General features: G+C 73.2%; 22 protein-coding genes. 8 read left to right on the top strand and 14 right to left on the bottom strand.

Annotated elements, in window-relative coordinates:
• Positions 1 to 20: 20 nt before the first annotated feature.
• The 3 genes from A3Q37_RS09865 to A3Q37_RS09875 form a co-directional block, all read right to left on the bottom strand.
• The gene (locus A3Q37_RS09865) at positions 21 to 1,481 is read right to left on the bottom strand and encodes a glutamate synthase subunit beta (protein WP_065480982.1); all 1,461 of its coding nucleotides are present in this window, start codon (positions 1,479 to 1,481) and stop codon (positions 21 to 23) included.
• Positions 1,474 to 6,033, bottom strand: a complete 4,560-nt coding sequence (gene gltB, locus A3Q37_RS09870; RefSeq protein WP_065480984.1) for a glutamate synthase large subunit — start codon at positions 6,031 to 6,033, stop codon at positions 1,474 to 1,476. Before gltB ends, A3Q37_RS09865 begins: the two co-directional genes overlap by 8 nt.
• Positions 6,034 to 6,547: 514 nt before the next feature.
• The gene (locus tag A3Q37_RS09875) at positions 6,548 to 7,279 is read right to left on the bottom strand and encodes a VIT1/CCC1 transporter family protein (protein WP_065480986.1); all 732 of its coding nucleotides are present in this window, start codon (positions 7,277 to 7,279) and stop codon (positions 6,548 to 6,550) included.
• A 270-nt stretch (positions 7,280 to 7,549) separates the two neighbouring features.
• On the opposite strand from A3Q37_RS09875, the gene A3Q37_RS09880 reads away from it, so the two are divergent.
• The 7 genes from A3Q37_RS09880 (at position 7,550) to A3Q37_RS09910 (ending at position 15,966) form a co-directional block, all read left to right on the top strand.
• The gene (locus A3Q37_RS09880) at positions 7,550 to 8,641 is read left to right on the top strand and encodes an ADP-ribosylglycohydrolase family protein (protein ID WP_065480988.1); all 1,092 of its coding nucleotides are present in this window, start codon (positions 7,550 to 7,552) and stop codon (positions 8,639 to 8,641) included.
• Positions 8,642 to 9,099: 458 nt separating this feature from the next.
• Positions 9,100 to 10,293, top strand: coding sequence for an ADP-ribosylglycohydrolase family protein (locus A3Q37_RS09885; RefSeq protein WP_065481084.1), 1,194 nt, complete (start codon positions 9,100 to 9,102; stop codon positions 10,291 to 10,293).
• A complete protein-coding gene (locus tag A3Q37_RS09890) occupies positions 10,220 to 11,413 on the top strand; it encodes an ADP-ribosylglycohydrolase family protein (protein WP_065480990.1) in 1,194 nt (397 codons plus the stop codon). Before A3Q37_RS09885 ends, A3Q37_RS09890 begins: the two co-directional genes overlap by 74 nt.
• Positions 11,410 to 13,020 (top strand): ADP-ribosylglycohydrolase family protein, encoded by a 1,611-nt coding sequence (locus tag A3Q37_RS09895; protein ID WP_065480992.1) that lies wholly within the window; start codon positions 11,410 to 11,412, stop codon positions 13,018 to 13,020. The genes A3Q37_RS09890 and A3Q37_RS09895 overlap by 4 nt, the downstream gene beginning before the upstream one ends.
• Complete coding sequence (gene rbsK / locus A3Q37_RS09900; RefSeq protein WP_065480994.1) at positions 13,017 to 13,907, top strand: ribokinase; 891 nt, start codon at positions 13,017 to 13,019, stop codon at positions 13,905 to 13,907. The genes A3Q37_RS09895 and rbsK overlap by 4 nt, the downstream gene beginning before the upstream one ends.
• The gene (locus tag A3Q37_RS09905) at positions 13,904 to 15,103 is read left to right on the top strand and encodes a CaiB/BaiF CoA-transferase family protein (RefSeq protein WP_065480997.1); all 1,200 of its coding nucleotides are present in this window, start codon (positions 13,904 to 13,906) and stop codon (positions 15,101 to 15,103) included. Before rbsK ends, A3Q37_RS09905 begins: the two co-directional genes overlap by 4 nt.
• The gene (locus tag A3Q37_RS09910; protein WP_176711386.1) at positions 15,100 to 15,966 is read left to right on the top strand and encodes a CoA ester lyase; all 867 of its coding nucleotides are present in this window, start codon (positions 15,100 to 15,102) and stop codon (positions 15,964 to 15,966) included. Before A3Q37_RS09905 ends, A3Q37_RS09910 begins: the two co-directional genes overlap by 4 nt.
• Positions 15,967 to 16,030: 64 nt before the next feature.
• On the opposite strand, the gene lgt is transcribed toward A3Q37_RS09910, so the two are convergent.
• The 11 genes from lgt to hisI all read right to left on the bottom strand — a co-directional run bounded on the left by lgt (position 16,031) and on the right by hisI (position 25,315).
• Positions 16,031 to 17,008 carry a prolipoprotein diacylglyceryl transferase gene (gene lgt, locus A3Q37_RS09915; protein ID WP_065480999.1) on the bottom strand — a complete coding sequence of 326 codons (978 nt, stop codon included), beginning with the start codon at positions 17,006 to 17,008 and terminating at the stop codon, positions 16,031 to 16,033.
• 98 nt (positions 17,009 to 17,106) lie between these two features.
• A complete protein-coding gene (locus A3Q37_RS09920) occupies positions 17,107 to 18,027 on the bottom strand; it encodes a thioredoxin domain-containing protein (RefSeq protein WP_065481001.1) in 921 nt (306 codons plus the stop codon).
• A 75-nt stretch (positions 18,028 to 18,102) separates the two neighbouring features.
• A complete protein-coding gene (trpA, locus tag A3Q37_RS09925; RefSeq protein WP_065481003.1) occupies positions 18,103 to 18,915 on the bottom strand; it encodes a tryptophan synthase subunit alpha in 813 nt (270 codons plus the stop codon).
• Entirely contained in the window at positions 18,912 to 20,198 is a 1,287-nt protein-coding gene (trpB, locus tag A3Q37_RS09930; RefSeq protein ID WP_065481005.1) for a tryptophan synthase subunit beta, read from the bottom strand. The genes trpA and trpB overlap by 4 nt, the downstream gene beginning before the upstream one ends.
• Positions 20,199 to 20,341: 143 nt before the next feature.
• A complete protein-coding gene (trpM, locus tag A3Q37_RS35545) occupies positions 20,342 to 20,554 on the bottom strand; it encodes a tryptophan biosynthesis modulator TrpM (protein WP_079137722.1) in 213 nt (70 codons plus the stop codon).
• Between the two features lie 18 nt (positions 20,555 to 20,572).
• The gene (gene trpC, locus A3Q37_RS09935) at positions 20,573 to 21,382 is read right to left on the bottom strand and encodes an indole-3-glycerol phosphate synthase TrpC (RefSeq protein WP_065481007.1); all 810 of its coding nucleotides are present in this window, start codon (positions 21,380 to 21,382) and stop codon (positions 20,573 to 20,575) included.
• Positions 21,383 to 21,520: 138 nt separating this feature from the next.
• Positions 21,521 to 22,009 carry a DUF2752 domain-containing protein gene (locus tag A3Q37_RS09940; RefSeq protein WP_079137723.1) on the bottom strand — a complete coding sequence of 163 codons (489 nt, stop codon included), beginning with the start codon at positions 22,007 to 22,009 and terminating at the stop codon, positions 21,521 to 21,523.
• A 375-nt stretch (positions 22,010 to 22,384) separates the two neighbouring features.
• On the bottom strand, positions 22,385 to 22,636 hold the full coding sequence (locus A3Q37_RS09945) for an HGxxPAAW family protein (RefSeq protein ID WP_065481009.1): 252 nt from the start codon (positions 22,634 to 22,636) through the stop codon (positions 22,385 to 22,387).
• A gap of 112 nt (positions 22,637 to 22,748) precedes the next feature.
• The gene (locus tag A3Q37_RS09950; RefSeq protein WP_065481011.1) at positions 22,749 to 23,423 is read right to left on the bottom strand and encodes a TIGR02234 family membrane protein; all 675 of its coding nucleotides are present in this window, start codon (positions 23,421 to 23,423) and stop codon (positions 22,749 to 22,751) included.
• Positions 23,424 to 23,437: 14 nt separating this feature from the next.
• The gene (locus A3Q37_RS09955; protein ID WP_065481013.1) at positions 23,438 to 24,931 is read right to left on the bottom strand and encodes an anthranilate synthase component I; all 1,494 of its coding nucleotides are present in this window, start codon (positions 24,929 to 24,931) and stop codon (positions 23,438 to 23,440) included.
• A gap of 9 nt (positions 24,932 to 24,940) precedes the next feature.
• Entirely contained in the window at positions 24,941 to 25,315 is a 375-nt protein-coding gene (gene hisI / locus A3Q37_RS09960; protein WP_065481015.1) for a phosphoribosyl-AMP cyclohydrolase, read from the bottom strand.
• A gap of 84 nt (positions 25,316 to 25,399) precedes the next feature.
• Between hisI and A3Q37_RS09965 the strand changes: the two genes are divergently transcribed.
• Positions 25,400 to 26,032 (top strand): TIGR03085 family metal-binding protein, encoded by a 633-nt coding sequence (locus tag A3Q37_RS09965; RefSeq protein WP_065481017.1) that lies wholly within the window; start codon positions 25,400 to 25,402, stop codon positions 26,030 to 26,032.
• Positions 26,033 to 26,100 lie beyond the last annotated feature (68 nt).

A 26,100-nucleotide genomic window follows, 5' to 3' on the forward strand; every position in this document is an offset into this window, starting at 1 on the left:
AGGGGGAACCCGGGTGGTGCTCAGACCAGCAGGGAGCGGTCCGTCGGGCGGATCGGGGCCGGCAGGGCGCTGGTCCCGGTCAGGAAGCGGTCGACTCCGCGGGCGGCGGAGCGGCCCTCGGCGATCGCCCAGACGATCAGCGACTGGCCGCGTCCCGCGTCACCGGCGACGAAGACGCCGTCGACGTTGGTCGCGTAGCTCTCGTCGCGGGCGACGTTGCCACGCTGGTCGAGCTCCAGGCCGAACTGCTGGACCAGACCGTTGGACTGGTCGGTTCCGGTGAAGCCCATGGCGAGGGTGACGAGCTGCGCGGGGATGCGCCGCTCCGTGCCGGGCTTCTGCTCCAGCTTACCGTCCTTGAACTCGACCTCGACCAGGTGGAGGGCCTGGACGTTGCCGTCCTCGTCGCCCTCGAAGTGGGTGGTGGAGACGGAGTAGACCCGCTCGCCGCCCTCCTCGTGCGCGGAGGTGACCTTGTAGAGCATCGGGAAGGTCGGCCAGGGCTGGTTGGCGTTCCGCTCCTCACCCGGCTTCGGCATGATCTCCAGCTGGGTGACGGAGGCCGCGCCCTGGCGGTGGGCGGTGCCCACGCAGTCGGCGCCGGTGTCGCCGCCGCCGATGACGACGACGTGCTTGCCGCCCGCGTGGATCGGGGCGACGGTCAGGTCGCCCTCCTGCACCTTGTTGGCGAGCGGCAGGTACTCCATCGCGAAGTGGACGCCGTTCAGCTCACGGCCGGGGACCGGCAGGTCGCGGGAGACGGTGGCACCGGCCGCGATGACGACCGCGTCATAGCGGCGGCGGAGCTTGGCGGCGTCGATGTCCTGGCCGATCTCCACCCCCGTACGGAACTTGGTGCCCTCCAGGCGCATCTGCTCGATGCGGCGGTTGATGTGCGACTTCTCCATCTTGAACTCGGGGATGCCGTAGCGGAGGAGGCCCCCGATGCGGTCCGCGCGCTCGTAGACGACGACGGTGTGGCCGGCCCGGGTCAGCTGCTGGGCGGCGGCGAGACCCGCCGGGCCCGAGCCGATGACCGCGACGGTCTTGCCGGAGAGGCGCTCGGGCGGCTGCGGGGTGACGTCCCCGCTGTCCCACGCCTTGTCGATGATGGAGACCTCGACGTTCTTGATGGTCACGGCGGGCTGGTTGATGCCGAGCACGCACGCCGACTCACAGGGGGCCGGGCACAGCCGCCCGGTGAACTCCGGGAAGTTGTTCGTGGCGTGCAGCCGCTCGGACGCGGCGGTCCAGTCCTCGCGGTAGGCGTAGTCGTTCCACTCGGGGATGAGGTTTCCGAGCGGGCAGCCGTTGTGGCAGAACGGGATGCCGCAGTCCATGCAGCGGCCGGCCTGCTTGCTGATGATCGGGAGCAGCGAGCCCGGAACGTAGACCTCGTTCCAGTCCTTGACGCGCTCGGCCACGGGGCGGGTCTTGGCGACCTCGCGTCCGGTGGTCAGGAAGCCCTTGGGGTCAGCCATGGGTCGCCGCCTCCATCATCTTCTCGGTGGTCTCCTGCTCGGAGAGACCGGCGAGCTCAGCGGCGTCCTTGGCGGCGAGCACTGCCTTGTACGTGGACGGGATGATCTTGCTGAAGCGGGTCACGGCCGTGTCCCACTCGGCGAGGAGCTTCTCGGCGACGGTGGAGCCGGTCTCCTCCTGGTGGCGACGCACGACGTCGTGCAGCCACTGCTTGTCGGTGTCGTCCAGCTCCTCGACCGCGCCGAGGTTGCCGACGTTGACGTGGTCGCGGTTCAGGTCGATGACGTACGCGACGCCGCCCGACATACCGGCGGCGAAGTTGCGGCCGGTCTCGCCGAGGACGACCGCGTGGCCGCCGGTCATGTACTCGCAGCCGTGGTCGCCGACGCCTTCGGAGACGACGAGGGCGCCGGAGTTGCGGACGCAGAAGCGTTCGCCGGTGCGGCCGCGGAGGAAGATCTCGCCGCCGGTCGCGCCGTAGCCGATGGTGTTGCCGGCGATGGTGGAGTACTCGGCGAGGTGGTCGGCGCCCCGGTCCGGGCGGACGATCACGCGGCCGCCGGAGAGGCCCTTGCCGACGTAGTCGTTCGCGTCGCCCTCCAGGCGCAGGGTGATGCCGCGCGGCACGAACGCGCCGAAGGACTGGCCGGCCGAGCCGGTGAAGGTGATGTCGATGGTGTCCTCGGGCAGGCCGGGGCCACCGAACTTCTTGGTGACCTCGTGGCCGAGCATCGTGCCGACGGTCCGGTTGATGTTGCGGATCGCGACCTGGGCGCGGACCGGGCGGGCGGCCTCGGCGCTCTCGGCGCCCAGCGCGTCGGCGGCCAGCTTGATGAGCTGGTTGTCGAGCGCCTTCGTCAGACCGTGGTCCTGCTCGATGATCCGGTGGCGGACCGCGCCCTCGGGCAGCTCGGGCACGTGGAAGAGCGGGGCGAGGTCGAGGCCCTGCGCCTTCCAGTGGGTGACGGCCCGGTCGGTGTCGAGGAGTTCGGCGTGGCCGACGGCCTCCTCGATGGAGCGGAAGCCCAGCTCGGCGAGGAGTTCGCGGACCTCTTCGGCGATGAACTCGAAGAAGTTGACGACGTACTCGGCCTTGCCGGAGAACCGGTCGCGGAGCACCGGGTTCTGGGTGGCGATGCCGACCGGGCAGGTGTCCAGGTGGCAGACGCGCATCATGACGCAGCCGGAGACGACGAGCGGCGCGGTCGCGAAACCGAACTCCTCGGCGCCCAGCAGCGCGGCGATGACGACGTCGCGGCCGGTCTTGAGCTGGCCGTCGGTCTGCACGACGATGCGGTCGCGCAGACCGTTGAGCAGCAGGGTCTGCTGGGTCTCGGCGAGGCCGAGCTCCCAGGGGCCGCCCGCGTGCTTGAGGGAGGTGAGCGGGGACGCGCCCGTTCCGCCGTCGTGGCCGGAGATGAGGACGACGTCCGCATGCGCCTTGGAGACACCGGCGGCGACCGTGCCGACGCCGACCTCGGAGACCAGCTTCACGTGGATGCGGGCCTGCGGGTTGGCGTTCTTCAGGTCGTGGATCAGCTGCGCGAGGTCTTCGATGGAGTAGATGTCGTGGTGCGGCGGCGGCGAGATGAGGCCGACGCCGGGCGTCGAGTGACGCGTCTTGGCGACCCACGGGTAGACCTTGTGGCCGGGCAGCTGGCCGCCCTCGCCGGGCTTGGCGCCCTGGGCCATCTTGATCTGGATGTCGTCCGCGTTGACCAGGTATTCGCTGGTCACACCGAAGCGGCCGGAGGCGACCTGCTTGATGGACGAGCGGCGCTCCGGGTCGTACAGGCGCTCCGGGTCCTCGCCGCCCTCGCCGGTGTTGGACTTGCCGCCGAGCCGGTTCATCGCGATGGCGAGGGTCTCGTGGGCCTCGCGGGAGATGGAACCGTACGACATGGCGCCGGTGGAGAAGCGCTTGACGATCTCGGAGGCGGGCTCGACCTCGTCGACGGAGATCGGGGCCCGGTCGGAGGTGAAGCCGAAGAGGCCGCGGAGCGTCATGAGCCGCTCGGACTGCTCGTTCACCCGGTCCGTGTACTGCTTGAAGATGTCGTAGCGCCGGTTGCGGGTGGCGTGCTGGAGGCGGAAGACCGTCTCCGGGTCGAACAGGTGCGGTTCGCCCTCGCGCCGCCACTGGTACTCGCCGCCGATCTCCAGCGCGCGGTGGGAGGCCGCGATGCCGGAGGCGGGGTACGCCTTGGTGTGCCGGGCGGCGACCTCCTTGGCGATGACGTCCAGGCCGGCGCCGCCGATCTTGGTGGCGGTGCCGTTGAAGTACGTGGCGACGAACTCCTCGTCGAGGCCGACGGCCTCGAAGACCTGGGCGCCGCGGTAGGAGGCGACGGTGGAGATGCCCATCTTGGACATGACCTTGAGGACGCCCTTGCCGAGCGCGTAAATCAGGTTCCGGATGGCCTGCTCGGCCTCGATGTTCTCGATGAACGTCCCGGCGCGGACCAGGTCCTCGACGGACTCCATGGCGAGGTACGGGTTGACCGCGGCGGCGCCGTAGCCGATGAGCAGCGCGACGTGGTGGACCTCGCGGACGTCCCCGGCCTCGACCAGCAGGCCCACCTGGGTGCGCTGCTTGGTGCGGATGAGGTGGTGGTGGACGGCGGAGGTGAGCAGCAGCGACGGGATCGGCGCCAGCTCGGCGTCGGAGTGCCGGTCGGAGAGGACGATGAGGCGGGCGCCGTCCTCGATGGCGGCGTCGACCTCGGCGCAGATCTCCTCGATCCGCGCGGCCAGCGCGTCACCGCCGCCGCCGACCCGGTAGAGCCCGGCCAGGGTGGCGGCCTTCATGCCCGGCATGTCGCCGTCGGCGTTGATGTGTATCAGCTTGGCGAGCTCGTCGTTGTCGATCACCGGGAACGGCAGTGTGACGCTGCGGCAGGTGGCCGCGTTCGGCTCCAGGATGTTGCCCTGGGGGCCGAGCGAGGAGCGCAGCGAGGTGACGAGCTCCTCGCGGATGGCGTCCAGCGGCGGGTTGGTGACCTGGGCGAAGAGCTGGGTGAAGTAGTCGAAGAGCAGCCGGGGGCGCTCGGAGAGCGCGGCGATCGGCGAGTCGGTGCCCATGGAGCCGAGCGGCTCGCCGGCGGTGCGGGCCATCGGCGCGAGGATGACGCGCAGCTCTTCCTCGGTGTAGCCGAAGGTCTGCTGGCGGCGGGTGACCGAGGCGTGGGTGTGCACGATGTGCTCGCGCTCGGGCAGGTCGCTCAGCTCGATCTCGCCGGTCGCCAGCCACTCCTGGTAGGGCTGCTCGGCGGCGAGGGACGCCTTGATCTCGTCGTCCTCGATGATGCGGTGCTCGGCGGTGTCGACGAGGAACATCTTGCCGGGCTGGAGGCGGCCCTTGCGGACGACCTTGGCGGGGTCGATGTCGAGGACGCCGACCTCGGAGGAGAGGACGACGAGGCCGTCGTCAGTGACCCAGTAGCGGCCGGGCCGCAGACCGTTGCGGTCGAGGACCGCGCCGACCTGGACGCCGTCGGTGAAGGTGACGCAGGCCGGGCCGTCCCAGGGCTCCATCATCGTGGAGTGGTACTGGTAGAAGGCGCGCCGGGCCGGGTCCATGGAGTCGTGGTTCTCCCACGCCTCGGGGACCATCATCAGCACCGAGTGCGGCAGCGAGCGGCCGCCGAGGTGGAGCAGCTCCAGCACTTCGTCGAAGGAGGCGGAGTCGGAGGCGTCCGGGGTGCAGACGGGGAAGATCCGGTCGAGCTGCGCCTGTCCGAAGAGCTCGGAGGCGAGCTGCGACTCGCGGGCCTTCATCCAGTTGCGGTTGCCCTTGACCGTGTTGATCTCGCCGTTGTGCGCGACGAAGCGGTACGGGTGGGCCAGCGGCCAGCTGGGGAAGGTGTTGGTGGAGAACCGGGAGTGGACCAGGGCGACCGTGGAGGCGAAGCGGCGGTCGGAGAGGTCCGGGAAGAACGGCTCCAGCTGCCCGGTGGTGAGCATGCCCTTGTAGACGAGGGTGCGGGCGGAGAGCGAGGGGAAGTACACCCCGGCCTCACGCTCGGCGCGCTTGCGCAGGACGAACGCCTTGCGGTCCAGGACGATGCCGGCGCTCTCGCCGTCGGCGACGAAGACCTGGCGGAAGGTGGGCATGGTGGCGCGGGCGCCGTTGCCGAGAAGTTCGGGGGTGACCGGGACGTCGCGCCAGCCGAGGACCTTCAGGCCCTCCTGGGCGGCGATCTTCTCGATCGTGCGGACGGCCTCGGTGGAGTCGTCGGCGGGGAGGAAGGCGATGCCCACGGCGTACGAGCCGGCCTCGGGAAGCTCAAAAGGGGTCTCGGCGCGCAGGAAGGCGTCCGGGACCTGGCAGAGGATGCCGGCGCCGTCGCCGGAGTCGGGCTCGGAGCCGGTGGCGCCGCGGTGTTCGAGGTTGCGCAGTACGGTCAGCGCCTGCTCGACCAGCTCATGGCTGGCCACACCGGTCAGAGTGGCCACGAACCCGACGCCACAGGCGTCGTGCTCGTTACGGGGGTCGTACATCCCCTGCTGGGCGGGGCGACCGTCCATGGGCGACCAGGCGTCGATACGCATCGGCTCTCCCGTCGTCGTCGTGGCATTTGCGGTGCCGAGGGACGACGTTGGCCCTCTGCGAAATTTCGTGCAGGTTACATGATGGGGCGCTTCTCAAGAAGCGGAAGGCTTGTTCCAACATACGGACACCGTGGTGACCGGAAGTGACTGGGTGACCAGAGGTGACCGGCTCGACCAGGGGGTGGGTCGCTGTCGGAACGATCGGCGCCCGGGGAGTCGCAGAGAGCAGGCGTCGTTGCCTGCGGTGCTTACGGCTCTTGCCCGGCGGCACGGGAAACGAAACCACCGAGTAACGGCTACTTATGTGTAGCCCTGCATAGCGTCTCATTTTACGACTGTGGAGCCCATCACGCCCAGTGGGCGGCGCCAAGACGTACGTCACACGCGTTGCGGGGCGGTTGCGCCGTTCGGGCGGCCCGGTTACGCCGTTCACCGGGCCGCGTGCGGGGGGCACCCCACCGAGCCACCCACCGGGCGGCCCGCGGACGTCACCTCACCGGGCCGCCCGCGAGGGTCACCCGACGGCGACGCCGAACAGGGTGCCGAGTCCGTACGTCATCGCGGCGGCCGTACCGCCGAGGACCAGCTGACGCAGTCCGCTGAACCACCAGCTGCGGGCCGTCACCCGGGCCACGACCGCGCCGCAGGCGAAGAGGCCGATGAGCGCGAGCAGCACGGCGGGCCACAGGGCGCTCGCGCCGAGGAGGTAGGGCAGGACGGGCAGCAGGGCGCCCAGCGCGAACGCGCCGAACGACGAGACGGCGGCGACCAGCGGCGAGGGCAGTTCGCCGGGGTCGATGCCCAGCTCCTCGCGGGCGTGGATCTCCAGCGCCTGCTCCGGGTCGCGCGACAGCTGCCGGGCGACCTCGCGGGCCAGCGGGGCATCCACGCCACGGGACTCGTAGAGCGCGGCCAGCTCGGCCATCTCGTCCTTGGGGTGCTTACGGAGTTCGCGGCGCTCGACGGCGAGCTCGGCCTCGACCAGTTCGCGCTGCGAGGCGACGGAGGTGTACTCGCCCGCCGCCATGGAGAACGCCCCGGCGGCGAGACCCGCGAGCCCGGTGATCACAATGGTCTGCTGGGACACCGCGCCGCCGGCGACGCCGGTCATCAGGGCGAGGTTGGAGACCAGACCGTCCATCGCGCCGAAGACGGCGGGACGCAGCCAGCCACCGTTGACATCACGGTGGGTGTGGTTGTCCCGGTGCGCCTCGTGCACCACGGCGTCGGTCACGATGAGGGCCACGACTCACTTCTCCCCTGCTGAGTACAACTTTCGACAAAGTCCAAAGTACGCTGTCCGAGCGATCACCGCCAGCAAGGCAAGGCTGCCCTACACCCCTTCTGACCTGCGAAGAAAGGGCAGCCTCAGCTTCCTCGGCCGTCACCCTCCTGGCCCCTTTCCCGCCGATTCCCGCCTCCCTTCGCACCCCACGGGGGACAGATGCGGACAGGGCCCGCCGAAGGCCCCGGTCCGACTCGGGCGGACCCGCCGGACGAGCGGAAGGGCGACGCGATGAACACGGCCATCGGCCACGACCGGGCCAGGGGCGCACTGCTGGGACTGGCGGTCGGGGATGCGCTCGGCGCACCGGCGGAGAACCTGCGGCCCTCCGAGATCCGCCGCCGCTGGGGGCGGATCGAGGGGTTCGTGAGCGACGACCCGGCGGGCACCGACGACACGGAGTACGCGATCTTCTCCGGGCTGCTGCTGGCCCGGCACGGCTCCGCGCTCGACGTCACCCATGTGGAGCGGGCCTGGCACCACTGGATCGCCGATCTCGACGAGGGCCCGTTCCGAGGGGCCGGGTTCAGCGAGCGCGGCACGCTGGAGAATCTGCGCCGGGGCCTGGCCGCGCCGATCTCGGCCCAGCACCGGCACGCCTGGAGCGACGGGCTCGCGATGCGGGCGGCGCCCTTCGGGGTGTTCGCGGCGGGCCGCCCCGCCGAGGCGGCCCGGCTGGTCGCGGTGGACGGCCGGGTCAGCCACGAGGGCGAGGGGATCTACGGGGGCCAGGCGGTGGCGGCCGGGGTCGCGGCGGCGATGGTCGGCTCGGGCCTCGCCTCGGTGATCGCGGCCGCGCTCTCGGTGGTCCCGATGGACTCCTGGACGGCCCGCTCGCTGCGCCGGGCGGTGGCGGCGGCCCAGCGCCCCTACCCCGACCGCCTCACGATGGAACGGGCGGTGCGCTCGGCGGTGGTGATCGCCGGCTACCCCTGGACGGACCTGGCGCCGGAGGCGGTGGGCCTGGCGTTCGGGGCGTTCACGGCGGCGCGCGGGGACTTCCGGACGGCGGTGCTCACGGCGGTCAACATGGGCCGGGACGCCGATACGACGGCGGCGGTGGCGGGGGCGCTGGCCGGGGCGCTGCACGGGGAGAACGCCATCCCCCCGGACTGGGCGACGGCGATCGGCCCGGTCCGCGGGAGCTGCCTGCCCTCGATGCGCGGCTACCACGTGCTGGACATCGCGGACCTGTTGACGCCGGACGACCCGGGGGCGGCGGAGCCCCCGCAGGAGCGGGGCGGCGGTCGCGAGCCGTCGGCCGTACGGGACATGGCGTCGGTGGCCGCCACCTTCGCGCCCGTACGGGAGGAGCGGCGATGACCGCGGCGCGCGAGGCGGCCGGGGCTCCGGGGACACCCACGACGGCCACAACCGGCGGAACAGCCGGAAGCCACACGACGACGACCGCGGCACACCAGGCCACCGGCGCTCCGGCGGCACCCACAACCGCCACCAGCGGAACGCCCGGAAGCCACACGACGACCGCGGCCCGCAAGGCCACCGTCACTCCGGGGACACCCACGACCACCGCCACCGGCGAAACGGCCAGAAGCCACACGACGACGACCACAGCACACCAGGCCACCGGCGCTCCGGGGACACCCACAACCACCGCCACCAGCGAAACGGCCAGAAGCCACACGACGACGACCACAGCACACCAGGCCACCGGCGCTCCGGGGACACCCACAACCACCGCCACCAGCGAAACGGCCAGAAGCCACACGACCACGGCGCGCCAGGCCACCGGGGCCCCCGTCCCCACCCGCCGGGCCCGGATCGAGGGGCTGTTGCTCGGGCTGGCCGCCGGGGATGCCGCCGGGTGGCCCGCCGCGCGGCATCGGGCGGCTCGGATGCCCGAGTGGACGCGGCGGCTCACCCGGGAGCTGGACACCTTCGCCGAGCAGAACGCCACCACCACGCTCCCCGTGCCCATCGCCCTCAACCAGCCGCCCGAGCCGCTGCGGCTCGGGCCGTCCGACGACGCCGAGTGGGCCGCGTTCGCCGCTCGTACGGTGCTGGCGGCGGCCGCCGACGAGGCGGACGGCCTCTCCCCCGGCCGCCGGATGCGGGACGCGGTCGACCGGGCCTGGAACGCGCTCGCCGCCACCGTCGCCGCCGCCAGCGCCCGGGCCCCCGAGGTCGAGGCGGCCGTCCTCCCGCTGCGGGCCCGGATCTCCGTGCGGGCCGGGCTCGGCAACCTGGCCGCCGGGCTGCGGCCGCCCGCCACCGGGCACGACAACCCGCACTACTTCGACGACGCCGCCTGCGTCCGGGCGGCCGTCCTCGCCGTGGTCCACCCGGGCGATCCGGCGGAGGCGGCGGCCCTCGCGGAGTTCGACGCCCGCTACACCCAGGACGGCGACGGGGTGCACGGCGCCCGGGCCGTGGCCGCCGCGATCGCCGTGGCGCTGACCGGGGCGGACGTCGACACCGTGGTGAACGCCGCCCTCGACCGGCTCCCCGAGGGCACCGAGATCGCCCGCAACGCCGTGCACGCGGTTCGCCTGGCCCGGGAGTTCGCGGACGAGCCGGCCGGGGCGTTCGCCCTGGTCCCGGTGTTGGAGCACCAGATCGTGGACCACGTCTACAGCTACGGGATCGCCGCCGCCGAGACCGTACCCGTCGCGCTCGCCCTCACCACCGCCGCCCGGGGCGAGATCGCCCAGGCCATCCCGGCCGCCGCCTGCCTCTCCCGGGTCGCCGACTCCGCGCCCGCCCTGGCCGGGGCGCTGACCGGGGCGATCGGCTCGGTCACCGCCGTACCGGCCGGCTGGCGCGAGGCGTGCCGGACGCTCGCGGGCTGCGCGCTGCCCCGACTCGCGGGCACGGACCTGATCGAACTCGCCGGGCTGCTGGCAGCCACGGAACCAGCCCTCCCGGGTGGACAATTCCGGCATGACGCCCACAACGGCCACAGCTCCCGCCGCCTCGACCCCGCAGACCTCCCCCTCCGCTCCCGGACTGGATGACCGCTTCACCCGGGCCCTCGTCGGCGCGGCCGTCGGCGACGCGCTCGGCGGCCCGGTCGAGGGCTGGACCCCCGAGCAGATCGCCGAGCGCCACGGCGGCCGGGTGACCGGGATCGTCGGCCCCTGGTACGGCGAGGACTGGCGCACCGCGCGCCCCATCGCTCCGTACCACAAGGGCGACGGGCACGTCACCGACGACACCTTGATGACCCACGCCCTGATCCGTGTCTACGAGAAGGTCCGCGACCACCTCGACGCGTACGCCGTCGCCGACCATCTCGTACCGGATCTGCTCTCGCCACGCTGGATCCCGGAACTGGAGGCCGAGGCGCTGCCGCTCCAGCGGATCTTCCTGGCGGAGAAGTGGATCGTGGCCCGGCTGCACTACGGGCACGTGGACCCGCGCGAGGCCGGTGCGGGAAACATCGTCAACTGCGGGGCGGCGATGTACATGGCCCCGGTCGGCCTGGTCAACGCCGGGCACCCGGAGGCCGCGTACGCCGAGGCGCTGGAGGTCGCGGCCCCGCACCAGTCGTCCTACGGGCGCGAGGCCGCCGGGGTGTTCGCGGCCGCCGTCGCCGCCGCCTGTCACCCGGGCGCGACGCCCGACGCGGTGATCGACGCCGCCCTCGCGCTGGCCAAGGACGGCACACGGTCCGCGATCGAGGAGGTCTGCGAAGTCGCCTCGCACCACGACGACTTCGAGTCCGCGCTCGCCCCGCTGCGGGCGGCGGTGGAGCCCTTCGACACGGTCGGCCCCGACTACCGCTCCCCCGCACTCGGCGCCCGCCGCCCCTCCCGGCTGCACGCCATCGAGGAACTGCCCATCGCGCTGGGCATGTTGCTGGTCGGGGGCGGCGACTACCGGCGTACGGTGCTGGGTTCGGTGAACTACGGCCGGGACTGCGACTCCATCGCCACGATGAGCGGGGCGCTCGTGGGCGCGCTGGGCGGCGAGATCCCGGCCGACTGGGCGGAGACGGTCGCGGAGGCGAGCCGCCTGGATCTGCACACCCCGGCCCGGGCGCTGGCGCGGGTGGCCCGGGAGGTCTTCGCCCGCGATGTGGAGCGACGCGCGGCCCACGAGGAGGCGTTCACCGCGCTGGCCGGTGAGCGGTGAGCACCCACCGGCCCGTCCGTCTCACCTGGGTGCAGCCCGAGGATCTCGTCGGGCACGAGCTGCGGCAGGCCGCGCAGGACAGCCGGGACGCCCGGGAGATCGAGGAGCGATGGTACGCGGCCGGGGGCGCCCCCGCCCCGGACCGCGCGGGCGCGTCCGAACCGCCCGCACCGCCGCGGCTGCGGGCGCTTGCCGGGGAGCTGCTGGACGAACTCGCCACGTTGGATTCGCCGTTGGCCGCCGATGAGCCGACCGAGCTGGACGCGATCGTGGCCGCCTGCCCGCACTGGCCCGGGCCGCCCGAGGCCGCGCTCGGCGTCGGAGACCGTACGCCCGTCGCCGACCGGGACGGAACGGCCGTGGCGGACCGCGCCCAGGCACCCGCCGGCCGGGACGGAAGCGGCTTCGCAGGCCGCGACCGGGCGCCCGCCGGACCGCACCGCACCCGCGCCACCGGCCAAGAGGGGACGGCCTGCGGCGACCGGGGCGGGACGGCCGTCATCGGCCAGGGCAGGCCCCCCGGATTCGGCCCGGGCCAGAGGCCCCCCATCACCCACGCCCGCCTCCACGCCGCCTGGCTCGGCCGGGCGGTGGGCTGTCTGCTCGGCAAGCCGGTGGAGAAGCTGCCGCTGACCGGCATCCGCGCCCTCGCCCGCGCCACCGGCAACTGGCCCCTCACCACCTGGTTCACCGCACACGGCGTGCCCGCCGACCTGCTCGCCGCCCACCCCTGGAACCGCCGCTCGGCCCCCACGTCCCTCGCCGAGAACATCGACGGCATGCCGGAGGACGACGACCTCAACTACCCGTTGCTCACCCTGCTGTTGCTCCAGCGGCACGGGCGCTCCTTCACCACCGCCGATCTGGCCCGGCTCTGGCTGGACGAGCTTCCCGCCGGGCGCACCTTCACCGCCGAGCGCATCGCGTACGGCAATCTCCTGGCCGGCGTCGAACCCCCGGAGACCGCCCGCCGCCGCAACCCGTTCCGGGAGTGGATCGGCGCGCAGATCCGGGCCGACGTGCACGGCTGGACCCACCCCGGCGACCCGGCCGGGGCCGCCGCCCAAGCACACCGGGACGCGGTGCTGACCCATACCGGCAACGGGGTGTACGGCGCGATGTTCACCGCCGCCGCGCTCGCCGTCGCGGCCGGGGGCGAGAGCGATGTGCACGGCTGCCTGGCCGCCGGGCTGCGGGTGGTGCCGCCGCACTCGCGGTACGCCCGCGCGGTCCGGCTCGGCATCGAAACAGCGCGCACGGAAAGGGAGTTCGACACTGTCGTGGACCGGCTGCACGCCGTCTACGCCGACACCCACCACTGGGTGCACGTGCTGCCCAACGCCGCGCTGCTCGCCGCCGCCCTCACCCACGCCGACGGCGACTTCACCCGGTCGGTCGGCAACGCGGTCTCCGGCGGCTGGGACACCGACTCCAACGGGGCCACCGCCGGATCGATCGCCGGACTGCTGGCGGGCACCCCGGACGCCCTGCCGCACCACTGGACCGCCCCGCTGAAGAACCGGCTCGCCACCTCCGTACCCGGCTTCGACCGGGTCGGCTTCGACACCCTCGCCGCACTGACCCATCAGGAGGCTCTGCGCCCATGACCCGCATCGCGGTGCTCGGCAGCACCAATATGGACCTCGTCGCCTACACGGCCCGCGCCCCCGGACGCGGCGAGACCGTCACCGGACGGGAGTTCCGGACGATCCCCGGCGGCAAGGGCGCCAACCAGGCCGTGGCCGCCGCCCGCGCGGGCGGCGAGGTGATGATGATCGGCGCGGTCGGCGACGACGCGTACGGAACACAGCTGCGCGAGGGCCTCGAACACGCCGGGGTGGACACCGACCTCCTGCACACCGCCGAGGGCCCCAGCGGCACCGCGCACATCGTCGTCGACGACACCGGGTCCAACGCGATCGTGGTGGTCCCCGGGGCGAACGGCGTCGTCACCGCGCTCGGGCCCGGGGAGATCGCGGCGATCGCCGCGTCCGAGATCCTCCTCATGCAGCTCGAACTCCCCCTGTCCGCCGTCGTCGAGGGCGCCCGCGCGGCCCGGGCCCAGGGCGTGCGGACCATCCTCACCCCCGCCCCCGTACAGCCGCTTCCGGATGAACTCCTCGACCACATCGACCTGTTGGTCCCCAACGAGCACGAGGCCGCCGAGCTGTCCGGGCAGGACGAGCCGCACGCCGCCGCCCAGATCCTGCTGCGCCGGGTCCCCGAGGTCATCGTCACGCTCGGCGCGAAGGGCTGCCTGTACGCGGCCCGGGGCGGCGAACCGGTGCTCTTCGAGGCCCCTTCGGTGACCGCCGTCGACACGACCGGGGCCGGGGACACCTTCGTCGGGACGCTGGCCGTGGCGCTCGGCGAGGGGCGGCCGGTGGCCGAGGCGGTGGCGTTCGCGTCGTCCGCCGCCGCGCTCTGCGTCCAGAAGCCGGGCGCGTCCACATCCATGCCCTACCGCAGCGAGATCGAGGCCGAGGCCGTATGAGCAGCACGACAGCGGGACCCCTGACCGGGCTGAAGGTCATCGACCTGGCCACCCTCTTCGCCGGACCGCTCGCGGCCACCATGCTCGGGGACTTCGGCGCCGATGTGATCAAGGTGGAGCACCCCCGTAAGCCGGACCCCTCGCGCGGGCACGGGCCCGCCAAGGACGGGGTCGGCCTGTGGTGGAAGCTGCTCGGCCGCAACAAGCGCGCCCTGACGCTGGATCTGTCCGCACCCGGCGGCCGGGACGTGCTGCTCCGGCTGGCCGCCGAGACCGACGTCATCGTCGAGAACTTCCGGCCGGGGACCCTGGAGCGCTGGGGGCTCGGCCCCGAGGAGCTGCACGCCGTCAACCCGCGGCTGGTGCTGGCCCGGGTCACCGGCTTCGGGCAGTCGGGACCGTACGCGCACCGCCCCGGCTTCGGGACGCTCGCCGAGGCGATGAGCGGGTTCGCGGCGATCACCGGGGAGCCGGACGGGCCGCCGACGCTGCCGCCGTTCGGTCTTGCGGACTCCATCGCGGCGCTGGCGACGGCGTACGCGGTGATGGCGGCGCTCGCCGGGCGCGAGAAGACCGGCGAGGGGCAGGTGGTGGACCTGGCGATCATCGAGCCGATCCTGACGGTGCTGGGCCCGCAGCCCCTCTGGTACGACCAGCTCGGTTACGTCCAGCCGCGCACCGGCAACCGCTCGCGCAACAACGCCCCGCGCAACACCTACCGCACCGCCGACGGCCACTGGGTCGCGGTCTCCACCTCCGCCCAGTCGGTCGCGGAGCGGGTGATGCGGCTGGTGGGCCGCCCGGAGCTGATCGAGGAGCCGTGGTTCGCCTCGGGCACCACCCGCGCCGAGCACACCGAGGAGCTGGACGGGGCGGTCGGCCACTGGATCTCCCGGCACAGCCGCGAGGAGGTGCTGAACGGCTTCGAGAAGGCGGAGGCGGCCGTCGCGCCGATCCATGACGTACGGGAGGTGATGGAGGACCCGCAGTACCGGGCGCTGGGCACGATCGCCGAGGTCGACGACCCGGAGCTGGGGCCGCTGCGGATGCAGAACGTCCTGTTCCGGCTCTCGGAGACCCCGGGCGGGATCCGGTGGGCGGGCCGCCCGCACGGTGCGGACACCGAGGAGATCCTGGCCGGGCTCGGCCTCTCGGAGACGCGGATCGCGGCGCTGCGGGACCAGGGGGCGCTGTGACCGGCTGCGACACGCCCCTCCCTCCGCTGCCGGAGGACCCGGAGGCCGACCCCGGCCGGCCGCCGCTGACCTGGCTGTACGTGCCCGGGGACCGGCCGGAGGTGGTGACCAAGGCGCTGGGTTCGGGGGCGGACGTGGTGATCGTCGACCTGGAGGACGCCGTCGCCCCGGACCGTAAGGAGTACGCCCGCTCCGCCACCGCCGAACTCCTCGGCGACCAGGTGACCGCCGCCCCCGACGCCGTACCGGTCCATGTCCGGGTGCACGGCGAGGACGACATCCGGGCGCTGGCGGGGCTGCCGGGTCTGGGCGCGTTCCGGCTGCCGAAGATCACCCATGCGGTCTCGGTGCACCATGTGGCGGCCGTGGCCCCGGGCGTACCGCTGTATCCGCTGCTGGAGTCGGCGCTCGCGATCGAGCACGCGTACTCGATCGCCTCGGCGCATCACGCGGTGCGGGGCATCGCCCTGGGCGAGGCGGATCTCCGGGCCGATCTGGGCGTACGGGAGGACGCCGGGCTGGACTGGCCGCGCAGCCGGGTCGTGGTGGCGGCCCGGGCGGCGGCCCTGCCACCGCCGGTCCAGTCGGTGTTCCCCGACGTCCGGGACCTGGACGGACTGTGGGCGTCCTGCGTACGGGGGCGGGGGCTCGGGCTGCTGGGGCGGGCGGCGATCCATCCGCGCCAGCTGGAGGTGATCGAGCGGGCGTTCCGGCCGACGGCCGAGGAGATCGAGGCGGCCGAGCAGATCGTCGCGGCCTCGGCGGTGGAGGCGGGGGCGCTGGCGCTGCCGGACGGGCGGTTCGTGGACGCGGCGGTGGTGGCGTCCGCCCGCCGTACGATCGCGCTCGCCGGGCGGGCCTGAGACTGCGGGCCCGCCCGGCGAGCGGGAGGTGGTGCGGGGTGCGCCCGGGGAGGGCGCCGGGGGGTCAGCCCTTCTCGGCCGCTGCTTCGGTGCTCTCGGCGGTGAGGTCCTTGCCCGGCTCGTCCTTGCTGAGCGGGTCCTTCTTCGCGTCGGCGTCCTCGGCGTCCGTGTCGGCGGCGTCCGCCTTCGCGGAGCCGTCCGTGTCGGAGTCCTTGCCGGGGGTGGTGTCCCGGTCGGGCTCGACGATCTCCTCGCGGCCCGGGCGCAGCTTCGCGGAGACCACGATGTAGACGACGGCGAGGACGAAGACGATGATCGCGGTCCACACGTTCAGGCGGAGGCCCAGGATGTGGTGGGCCTCGTCGACCCGCATGTACTCGATCCAGCCGCGGCCCGCGCAGTAGGCGGCGACGTACAGCGCGAACGCCCGTCCGTGGCCGAGCGTGAAGCGGCGGTCGGCCCAGATGACCAGCAGCGCCACACCGATGCACCACAGCGACTCGTACAGGAAGGTCGGGTGGTAGGTCCCGGCGACCCGGTTCGCGCCGTCGCTGATCTCCACCGCCCAGGGGAGGTCGGTGGGCTTGCCGTACAGCTCCTGGTTGAACCAGTTGCCCCAGCGGCCGATGGCCTGGGCGATGGCGATGCCCGGGGCCAGCGCGTCGGCCCAGGCGGGCAGTGGGATGCCCCGGCGGCGGCAGCCGATCCACGCGCCGACGGCACCGAACGCGATCGCGCCCCAGATGCCGAGGCCGCCCTGCCAGATCTTGAACGCGTCGACCCAGTTCTCACCCTCGCTGAAGTACAGCTGGTAGTCGGTGATCACGTGGTAGAGCCGCCCGCCGACGAGGCCGAAGGGCACCGCCCAGACGGCGATGTCGGCCACCGTGCCGGCTTTGCCGCCCCGGGCGATCCACCGCTTGTTGCCGAGCCAGACAGCGACGAAGACACCGATGATGATGCAGAACGCGTAGCCGCGGAGCGGGATCGGGCCGAGCTCGATCACGCCGGTCGACGGACTGGGAATGGAGGCAAGATTCATGGCGAGGTCGACGCTACCTTGCCGGGCGGTGGGTACGGCAAGCCACCCGGCAACTTCTGGGTAACGAGGACCGCGTCACGGGCGGCCGCGGAACGCGGTCAGGAACCGGCGGCGGACGAGGGCGCGACCGGGGTGGTGGCCCCTTCGGCCGGGGTGGACGCGGCGCCGGACCCGTCGGCCGAGGCGGACGGGGCCGTGGATCCTTCGGCCGGGGTGGCCGTGCCCGGCTTCTTGCCCTTGTTGGCCTCGGCGACCCACTTCTTCAGGTTCTCCGGGGAGATCTGCTCGTCGCCCTTGGCCGGGAAGACGGACTCCCCGTTGAGCAGCACCGTCGGCGTGCCCTGGAAGCCGCCCTCGCGGAACGCCGTGTCGGACTTCTTCACCCAGCTGTCGTGCTCGCCGTCCTCCACACAGCTGCGGAAGCCCGGCGTGTCGAGCCCTTCGACCTTCCCGGCCAGCTCGATCAGCCGGCTGTTCTTGCCGAAGGCGTCGTCCGGCTCGGGAGGCTGGTTGCTGAAGAGGACGTCGTGATACGGGGCGAACTTGCCGGCGTCCTGGGCGCAGGCGGCGGCGTTGGCGGCGCGCAGCGAGCCGGTGCCGCCGAAATTGCCGTCGATGATCGTGGCCAGGTGGTACTCCACCCGGATCTGGCCGTCGTCGGCGAGCTCGGTGATGGTGTCCCGGAAAGCGTTCTCGAACTGGGCGCAGACCGGGCAGCGGAAGTCCTCCCAGACCGTGAGGGTGGACGGGGCGTCGGCCGCGCCGACCGGCACGGTCAGGGCGTCCTCGCCGATCGCGCCGGACGGGGCGACCGCCGGGCCGGAGGCGGAGTCGCCGCCGTCGTCCTTGCCCGCGTTGGCCGCGATCAGGCCGACTACGGCGGCCAGGCCGAGCACCCCGACCACCGCCGAGGCGACGATCAGCGTCCGGCGGCGCTTCTCGCGCCCCTTCTCCCGCTCGCGCCGCTGGGCCAGGCGCTCGCGCGCGCTTCTGTTTCCCTCAGGGATCTTGTCGCTCACACCCGGGGAACGAACCGGGGAGGCACCTCCGCGCCTCCCCGGTCCACAATCCACCCATTCGGGTGGTTCACGGGCTCAGCGCTTTCGAACACCTTCGGCCAGTTCGCCCGCCAGGGAGCGGACGGCGTCGAGGCCGGCGGCCTCGTCGGGGGCGTCCAGCACGGCCTTGACGAAGGCCGAGCCGACGATCACGCCGTCGGCGAATCCGGCGACCTCGGCGGCCTGGGCCGCGTTGGAGACGCCGAGGCCGACGCAGACCGGCAGGTCGGTGGTGGCGCGGGTGCGTCCCACCAGCTCCTGGGCCTGGGCGCCGACGGAGGCGCGGGTGCCGGTGACGCCCATCAGGGACGCGGCGTAGACGAAACCGCTGCCGGCCGCCGTGATGGTGGCGAGGCGGGCGTCCTGGCTGCTGGGGGCGACGACGAAGACGGTGGCGAGACCGTGCTTCTCGGCGTGCTCGCGCCACAGCGCGGACTCCTGGACCGGCAGGTCGGGCAGGATGCACCCGGCGCCGCCCGCTTCGGCCAGCTCGGCGGTGAAGCGCTCGACGCCGTAGCGGTCGATGGGGTTCCAGTACGTCATGACGAGGATCGGGACGCCGGTGGCCTCGTACGCCTCGCGGACCGTACGCATCACGTCGGCGATCTTGACGCCGCCGCGCAGGGCGATGTCGTCGGCGGTCTGGATGACCGGCCCGTCGAGGACCGGGTCGCTGTGCGGGAGCCCGACCTCGACGACGTCGGCGCCGCCCGCGACGACGGCCTTGACCGCTTCGATGCCGCCGTCGACGGTCGGGAAGCCCGCCGGGAGGTAGGCGATGAGCGCCGCCCGGTCCGCGGCCTTCGCTGCGGCCAGGGTGGTGTTCAACAGCTCGATGTTGCCGCTCACTTGGCGTCCCCCTCGATCTCGGCGCGGTCGCTGTCGGCGTCCGCCTCGACGACGGCGTCGGTGTCGTAGAGCCCGAAGTAGCGGGCGGCGGTGTCCATGTCCTTGTCACCGCGGCCGGACAGGTTGACGAGGATCAGCCCGTCCTTGCCCAGCTCCTTGCCGAGGTCCAGGGCCCCGGCGAGCGCGTGGGCGCTCTCGATGGCCGGGATGATGCCCTCGGTGCGGGACAGCAGGCGCAGGGCCTGCATGGCGGCGTCGTCGGTGACCGCGCGGTACTCGCCGCGCCCGATGTCCTTGAGGTAGGAGTGCTCGGGGCCGATCCCCGGGTAGTCCAGCCCGGCCGAGATGGAGTACGGCTCGGTGATCTGGCCCTCGTCGTCCTGGAGGACGTACGACCGCGAACCGTGCAGGATGCCCGGCTCCCCCGCGGTCAGGGTCGCCGCGTGCTCGCCGGTCTCCACGCCGTGCCCGGCGGGCTCGCAGCCGATCAGGCGGACGTCGGCGTCCGGGATGAAGGCGTGGAAGAGGCCGATGGCGTTGGAGCCGCCGCCGACGCAGGCGACCGCCGCGTCGGGGAGACGCCCGGCGCGCTCCAGGAGCTGGCGGCGGGCCTCGACGCCGATGACCCGGTGGAAGTCGCGGACCATCGCGGGGAAGGGGTGCGGGCCCGCGACCGTACCGAAGAGGTAGTGCGTACGGTCCACGTTGGCGACCCAGTCGCGGAACGCCTCGTTGATGGCGTCCTTCAGGGTCCGCGAGCCGGACTTCACGGCGACGACCTCGGCGCCGAGCATCCGCATCCGGGCCACGTTCAGGGCCTGGCGCTGGGTGTCGATCTCGCCCATGTAGATGGTGCAGTCGAGGCCGAAGAGGGCGCAGGCGGTCGCGGTGGCGACGCCGTGCTGGCCGGCTCCGGTCTCGGCGATGACGCGGGTCTTGCCCATGCGCTTGGTGAGCAACGCCTGGCCCAGCACGTTGTTGATCTTGTGCGAGCCGGTGTGGTTCAGGTCCTCGCGCTTGAGGAAGATCCGGGCCCCGCCCGCGTGCTCGGCGAAGCGCGGGACCTCGGTCAGCGCGCTGGGGCGGCCCGTGTAGTTCACCATCAGCTCATTGAGCTCGGCGGCGAACGCCGGGTCGGCCTTGGCCTTGTCGTACTCGACGGCGACCTCGTCCACGGCGGCGACGAGCGCCTCCGGGATGAACTTGCCGCCGTACGCGCCGAAATAGCCTTCGGCGCTGGGGGTCAGACCCTCGGGGTCCGGAATGAAGAATTCGGACGTCATGCGACGTGCTCCTTGGCATGGCAACGGGTGGGTTCACCGTATGCGCGGAGCGGCGAGCGCCACCGGGACCGGCGTGCGGTCGGGGCGGTGCGGTCGTACGTACGAAAGTGCTGCGGGTACTGCGGTACGTCGGCCGGGGCTCGCTACTGCGCGGACCCCGGGCGCCATCGCATGCCGTTGACCTGGCCGGGCTCGTCCCCGATGACGTACCGGACACGCCGTCCGTGCACGCGCCGGGCGGGGGCGCGGCAGCCGCGCGGCCGGCAGCCGCGCGCCAGCGGGGCGTGCGGGTCCCGGGCCGGGCCCCCGGCGGGGCCGAGGCCCGGCCGGGTACGAGGCACGGGACGTCCGGTCATGGTCGCTGTCGTCCCCGGTCAGCCGCGGCCGTGGCGGAGGGCCGGGTGGGCGCCCGCGGCGACCAGGTCGGCGACGGCGGCGCGCGGGTCGCGGCCGGTGACCAGGGACTCGCCGACCAGGACGGCGTCGGCGCCGGCGTTGGCGTACGCGATCAGGTCGTGCGGGCCCCGGACGCCGGACTCGGCGACCTTGACGATGTGGTCGGGGATCTCGGGGGCGACCCGCTCGAAGGTGGAGCGGTCGACCTTGAGGTCCTTCAGGTTGCGCGCGTTGACCCCGATGATCTTGGCGCCGGCGTCCACGGCGCGCTCCGCCTCCTCCTCGTCGTGCGCCTCGACGAGCGGGGTGAGCCCGATCGACTCGGCGCGCTCGATGAGGGAGACCAGGGCCTCCTGGTCGAGGGCGGCGACGATCAGCAGGGCGAGGTCGGCGCCGTAGGCGCGGGCCTCCCACAGCTGGTACGAGGTGACGATGAAGTCCTTGCGCAGGAGCGGGATGTCGACCTTGGCGCGGACGGCCTCCAGATCGGCGAGCGAACCGCCGAAGCGGCGCTCCTCGGTGAGGACCGAGATGACGGACGCGCCGCCCGCCTCGTAGTCCGCGGCGAGCGCGGCCGGGTCGGCGATGGCGGCCAGGGCCCCCTTGGAGGGCGACGAGCGCTTGACCTCGCAGATGACGGTGACGCCCTCGCCGCGCAGGGCGGCGACTCCGTCCTTGGCCTGGGGGGCGCGGGCAGCGCGCTCCTTCAGCTCGTCGAGGCTGACGCGCGCCTGTCGCTCCGCGAGGTCGGCGCGTACGCCGTCGATGATCTCGTCGAGCACACTCACGCGAGCGGCCCCCTTCCGGAACGGTGAATAGGGAACAGGATCAGCCGTACCGATGGTATCCGCAGGAGGGCCCGGGGCTCGCATCCGGCCACGCCGCGTCCCAGTACCTGGGCAATTCGTCGGGCCGCCCCGGGGGATTCAGGGGGCTAGCGCCGAGCCGAACGGCAGATTCCGGACGACGGTGAAGAGCAGCAGGACGGCGCCCACGCCCCACCACCAGGCGGGTGCCAGGCCGATGCGCAGGGGCTTTCCGCGCCAGGCCCGGACCAGCCAGAGGACCCAGACGGCGGCGAAGAGGAAGTAGCCGGCGGTGGCGATCGCGTTGGCGGAGAACGCGGCGCCGAGGTCGCCGTGGATGAAGGCGTGGGCGCTGCGGAGGCCGCCGCAGCCGGGGCAGAACACGCCGGTGAGCTTGAGCAGGGGGCAGACGGGGTAGTGGCCGGGGTCGTTGGGGTCGACGGTGCCGACGTAGGCGAAGGCGCCGACGACGGCGGCAAGGATCCCGATGGGCGTGCCGAGCCGCCGTACCCGGCCGCTCCGGCCCTCCTGGTCTCCCTGGCCTGTCGGGCCGCCCACCCAGCCCGTCCGGCGTTTGAGGACGGAACCGGGGCTGTGGGCTCCGTGCACCTGCGAGGTTCCTTCGCCCGAGGGGCCGGCGGGCTGCGGGCTCTCCCCGCCGAGGGTTCCGTCCTCAAACGCCGGACGGGCTGGAATGGCGAGGGTCCCGTTCTCACGCGCCGGACGGGCTGGAATGTCCGGGGTCCCCGTGGCAAGGGTTCCGTCCTCAATCGCCGGACGGGCTGGGGTGTCCGGGGTCGGGCAGACCGTCAACGGTAGGTTCCAGGGGCCTACGCCCTGGGGGGCGGGGTCCGGGGGCTCGGGTGCGGCGGGGGTCGGGGTGGCGTCCACCCGGTGATTGTCTCCCGGCGACGCGAAAAGGCGCAGCCCCACCGGGGCTGCGCCTGTCTGCGTGTCGGTCGCCGGGACGGTCCGGCACCCCGGTCAGTGGGAGATCTGCGCCTGCCCGGCCCGCGCCCTGGCCTCGGCCATCTCGGCCGACTCCTTCTGCGCGCCGAGACCGGCGGCCCGCATGGCGAGGCCCACGAGTCCGCCGCCGAAGACCACGGCGACACCGACCCAGAAACCGAGCGGGTTGGCCGCGACCATGAAGACGCCTGCGACGCAGAAGCCGATGAACGAGATGATGACACCGGTCCAGGCGGCCGGGGTGTGTCCGTGGCTCGTGCCCGCCATGAGTTGCTCCTCGTTGGTGTTGCGCTGTGGGTGACGCTGTAGGTGGGGCCGCCGCCCGGGGGACGGCTCGGGTCCATTGTCCCGTACGGGGCCGCCGGGGGTGAGCGTGGGGTCACGCCTCGCGCGTCGGGTCCTCGCCGCGGTCCAGGGCCTTCCACAGGTCCTCGGGCCGGTCGGGGTCGGGCGCGGTGCGGGGCGCCCTGCCGGGGCGGGGGGTGCCGTCGCGCTCGTACTTTCCGGACATGGCCGGCCAGCGGCTGCCGTAACGCAGGGCGAGGAGCCCGGCCAGCAGGATCAGCAGGCCGCCGACGGCGGTGACGTACGGCCAGGCGGTGTGGCTGAGGGCGTGGATGGTGGCCGCCGCGTCGCCGGTGGTTCTGGCCGCCTCCTCGTCGAGGGCCGTGCTGTCGGACGCGCCGGCCCAGGCGCTGAGGGCGGCGCCGAGGCCGCTGAGGGCCAGGAGCGCGGCGACGACCCGGCGCCCCGCGCCGCGTACGGCGAAGACGGCGACGAGGGCGGCGAGCCCGACGATGGCGAGGGCGGCGGGAACGCCCGTGACGTCCCGGCCGTCGGCGGTCAGCGGCAGCGCGCCGCCGCCGGTGGCCGCCCGGCCCTCGGCCCAGGTCTGCCCGGAGGCGAGGAGGACGACGGTCGCGCCGGCCGCGCCCAGGAGCAGACCGGCCGCGAGGGAGCGGCGACCGTCTGCGGAGTCGGGCGCGGCGCCGGACGCGGAGTCGGCGGTACGGGCACGGGGCTGGGGTACGGGGACAGCACTCACGCCTTCCACTATCCCTTACCGGTTCAGCGGTCGTGGAGCCGGTTGGCCGTATGGACGGCGCGGAGCACGGCCGCCGCCTTGTTGCGGCACTCGGTGTCCTCGGCGACCGGGTCGGAGTCGGCGACGACACCCGCTCCGGCCTGCACGTACGCGGTGCCGTCGCGGAGGAGGGCGGTGCGGATGGCGATGGCGGTGTCGGAGTCCCCGGCGAAGTCGAGGTAGCCGACGCAGCCTCCGTACAGTCCGCGGCGGCTCGGCTCCAGCTCCTCGATGATCTGCATCGCGCGGGGCTTGGGGGCGCCGGAGAGGGTGCCCGCGGGGAAGCAGGCGGTGAGGACGTCGAAAGCGGTGCGGTCCTCGGTGACGCGGCCGGTGACGGTGGAGACGATGTGCATCACGTGGGAGTACCGCTCGATGGACATGAAGTCGACGACCTCGACGCTGCCCGGTTCGCAGACCCGGCCCAGGTCGTTGCGGCCGAGGTCGACGAGCATCAGGTGCTCGGCGCGCTCCTTGGGGTCGGCGAGCAGTTCCTCGGCGAGCGCCTGGTCCTCCTGCGGGGTGGCGCCGCGGTGCCGGGTTCCGGCGATCGGGTGGACCATGGCCCGGCCGTCCTCGACCTTGACGAGGGCCTCGGGGCTGGAGCCGACGACGTCGAACCCGTCGAAGCGGAAGAGATACATGTACGGGGACGGGTTGGTGGCCCGCAGGACCCGGTAGACGTCCAGGGCGCTCGCGGTGCAGGGGGTCTCGAAGCGCTGGGAGGGGACGACCTGGAAGGCCTCGCCCGCCCGGATGCGCTCCTTGATGTCGTCCACGGCGTCCTGGTAGGCCTCGCCGCCCCACAGGGCGGTGTACGGGGGCAGCTCGGACGGGGGCAGGGGGGCGGGGGCGTTCTCGACCGGGCGGCGCAGGTCGCGCTCCATCGCGTCGAGGCGGGCGACGGCGTCCGCGTGGGCCTCGTCGACGCCGGTGGCGAGGTCGTTGTGGTTGATCGCGTTGGCGATCAGCAGGACGGTGCCGTTCTGGTGGTCGAGGACGGCGAGGTCCGAGGTGAGGAGCATGGTCAGCTCGGGCAACTTCAGGTCGTCGCCACCGTGCTCGCCGATCTTCTCCAGGCGGCGCACGATGTCGTAGCCGAGGTAGCCGACCATGCCGCCGGTGAACGGCGGGAGGCCCTCGTCCACGACCAGGTCGCGCGGGGTGTGCAGGGTCTCGACGGTGGCGCGCAGCGCGTCCAGCGGGTCGCCGGCCACGGGGACGCCGACGGGCGGGGTGCCGAGCCAGTGGGCCGCGCCGTCGCGGGTGGTGAGGGTGGCGTCGCTGCGGACGCCGATGAAGGAGTACCGCGACCAGGTGCGGCCGTTCTCGGCGGACTCCAGCAGGAAGGTGCCGGGGCGTTCGGCGGCGAGCTTGCGGTACAGGCCGACCGGGGTGTCGCCGTCCGCGAGGAGGCGGCGGCTGACGGGGACGACGCGCCGGTCGACGGCCAGCTTGCGGAAGGTGTCGAGATCCATGGCCGGACCTTAGCTGTCGAGGAGGACGTCGGCGTCGAAGCAGGTGCGGTCGCCCGTGTGGCAGGCGGCGCCGGTCTGGTCGACCTTGACGAGGACGGTGTCGGCGTCGCAGTCCAGGGCGACGGACTTCACGTGCTGGACGTGGCCCGAGGTGTCGCCCTTGACCCAGTACTCCTGGCGGCTGCGCGACCAGTAGGTGCAGCGGCCCGTGGTGAGGGTGCGGTGCAGCGCCTCGTCGTCCATCCAGCCGAGCATCAGCACCTCACCGGTGTCGTACTGCTGGGCGATGGCCGGGACCAGGCCGTCGGCGCCGCGCTTGAGGCGGGCGGCGACGGCGGGGTCGAGACTGCCGACGGGTGGGGTGGGGCCGGGCGTGCTGGTCATGGACCCATTGTGCCGTGGCGCCAAGCGATTTCCGGCCGGACGTCCACTGGGCGGACATGCGGTGACGGTCGTACGCTGGCGGGCATGTCGACCCATGCGAAGCGTGAACGTCTTCTGCTCGCCGATCTGTTGGAAGCGGCCGGTCCCGAGGCCATGACCCTGTGCGACGGCTGGAAGACCCGCGATCTGGCCGCCCATGTGGTGGTCCGCGAACGCCGCGCGGACGCGGCGGGCGGGCTGCTGGTGAGTGCGCTGAAGGCCCGGCTGGAGCGGGTGCAGGCGGAGTTCGCGGCGAAGCCGTACGAGGAACTGATCCAGCTGATCCGGACCGGGCCGCCCCGGTTCTCCCCGATGTCCCTCAAGCAGATCGACGAGGCGGCCAACACGGTCGAGTTCTTCGTCCACGCGGAGGATGTGCGGCGGGCCCAGCCCGACTGGTCGCGCCGCGAGCTGGACCCGGTCTTCGCCGATGTGCTCTGGTCCCACACGGAGAAGACCTCCCGGCTGCTGGGCCGCAGGTCCCCGGTGGGGCTGGTGCTGCGCCGCCCGGACGGCCGGACGGCGGTCGCCCACAAGGGCACCCCGGTGGTGACGGTGACCGGGGAGCCGGCCGAGCTGCTGCTGTACGCGTTCGGCCGCCAGGACGCGGCGGATGTGCGGGTGGAGGGCGACGAGGCGGCGGTGGAGCGGCTGCGGAAGGCCGAGCTGGGGATGTGACGCGGGGCGCGTGACGGGGCCGGTGGTCCGGCGGGCATCCGGCCGGGGCCGCCACCCCCGGCCGGACG

Source organism: Streptomyces sp. PTY087I2 (genome assembly GCF_001687325.1).
Lineage (GTDB): Bacteria > Actinomycetota > Actinomycetes > Streptomycetales > Streptomycetaceae > Streptomyces.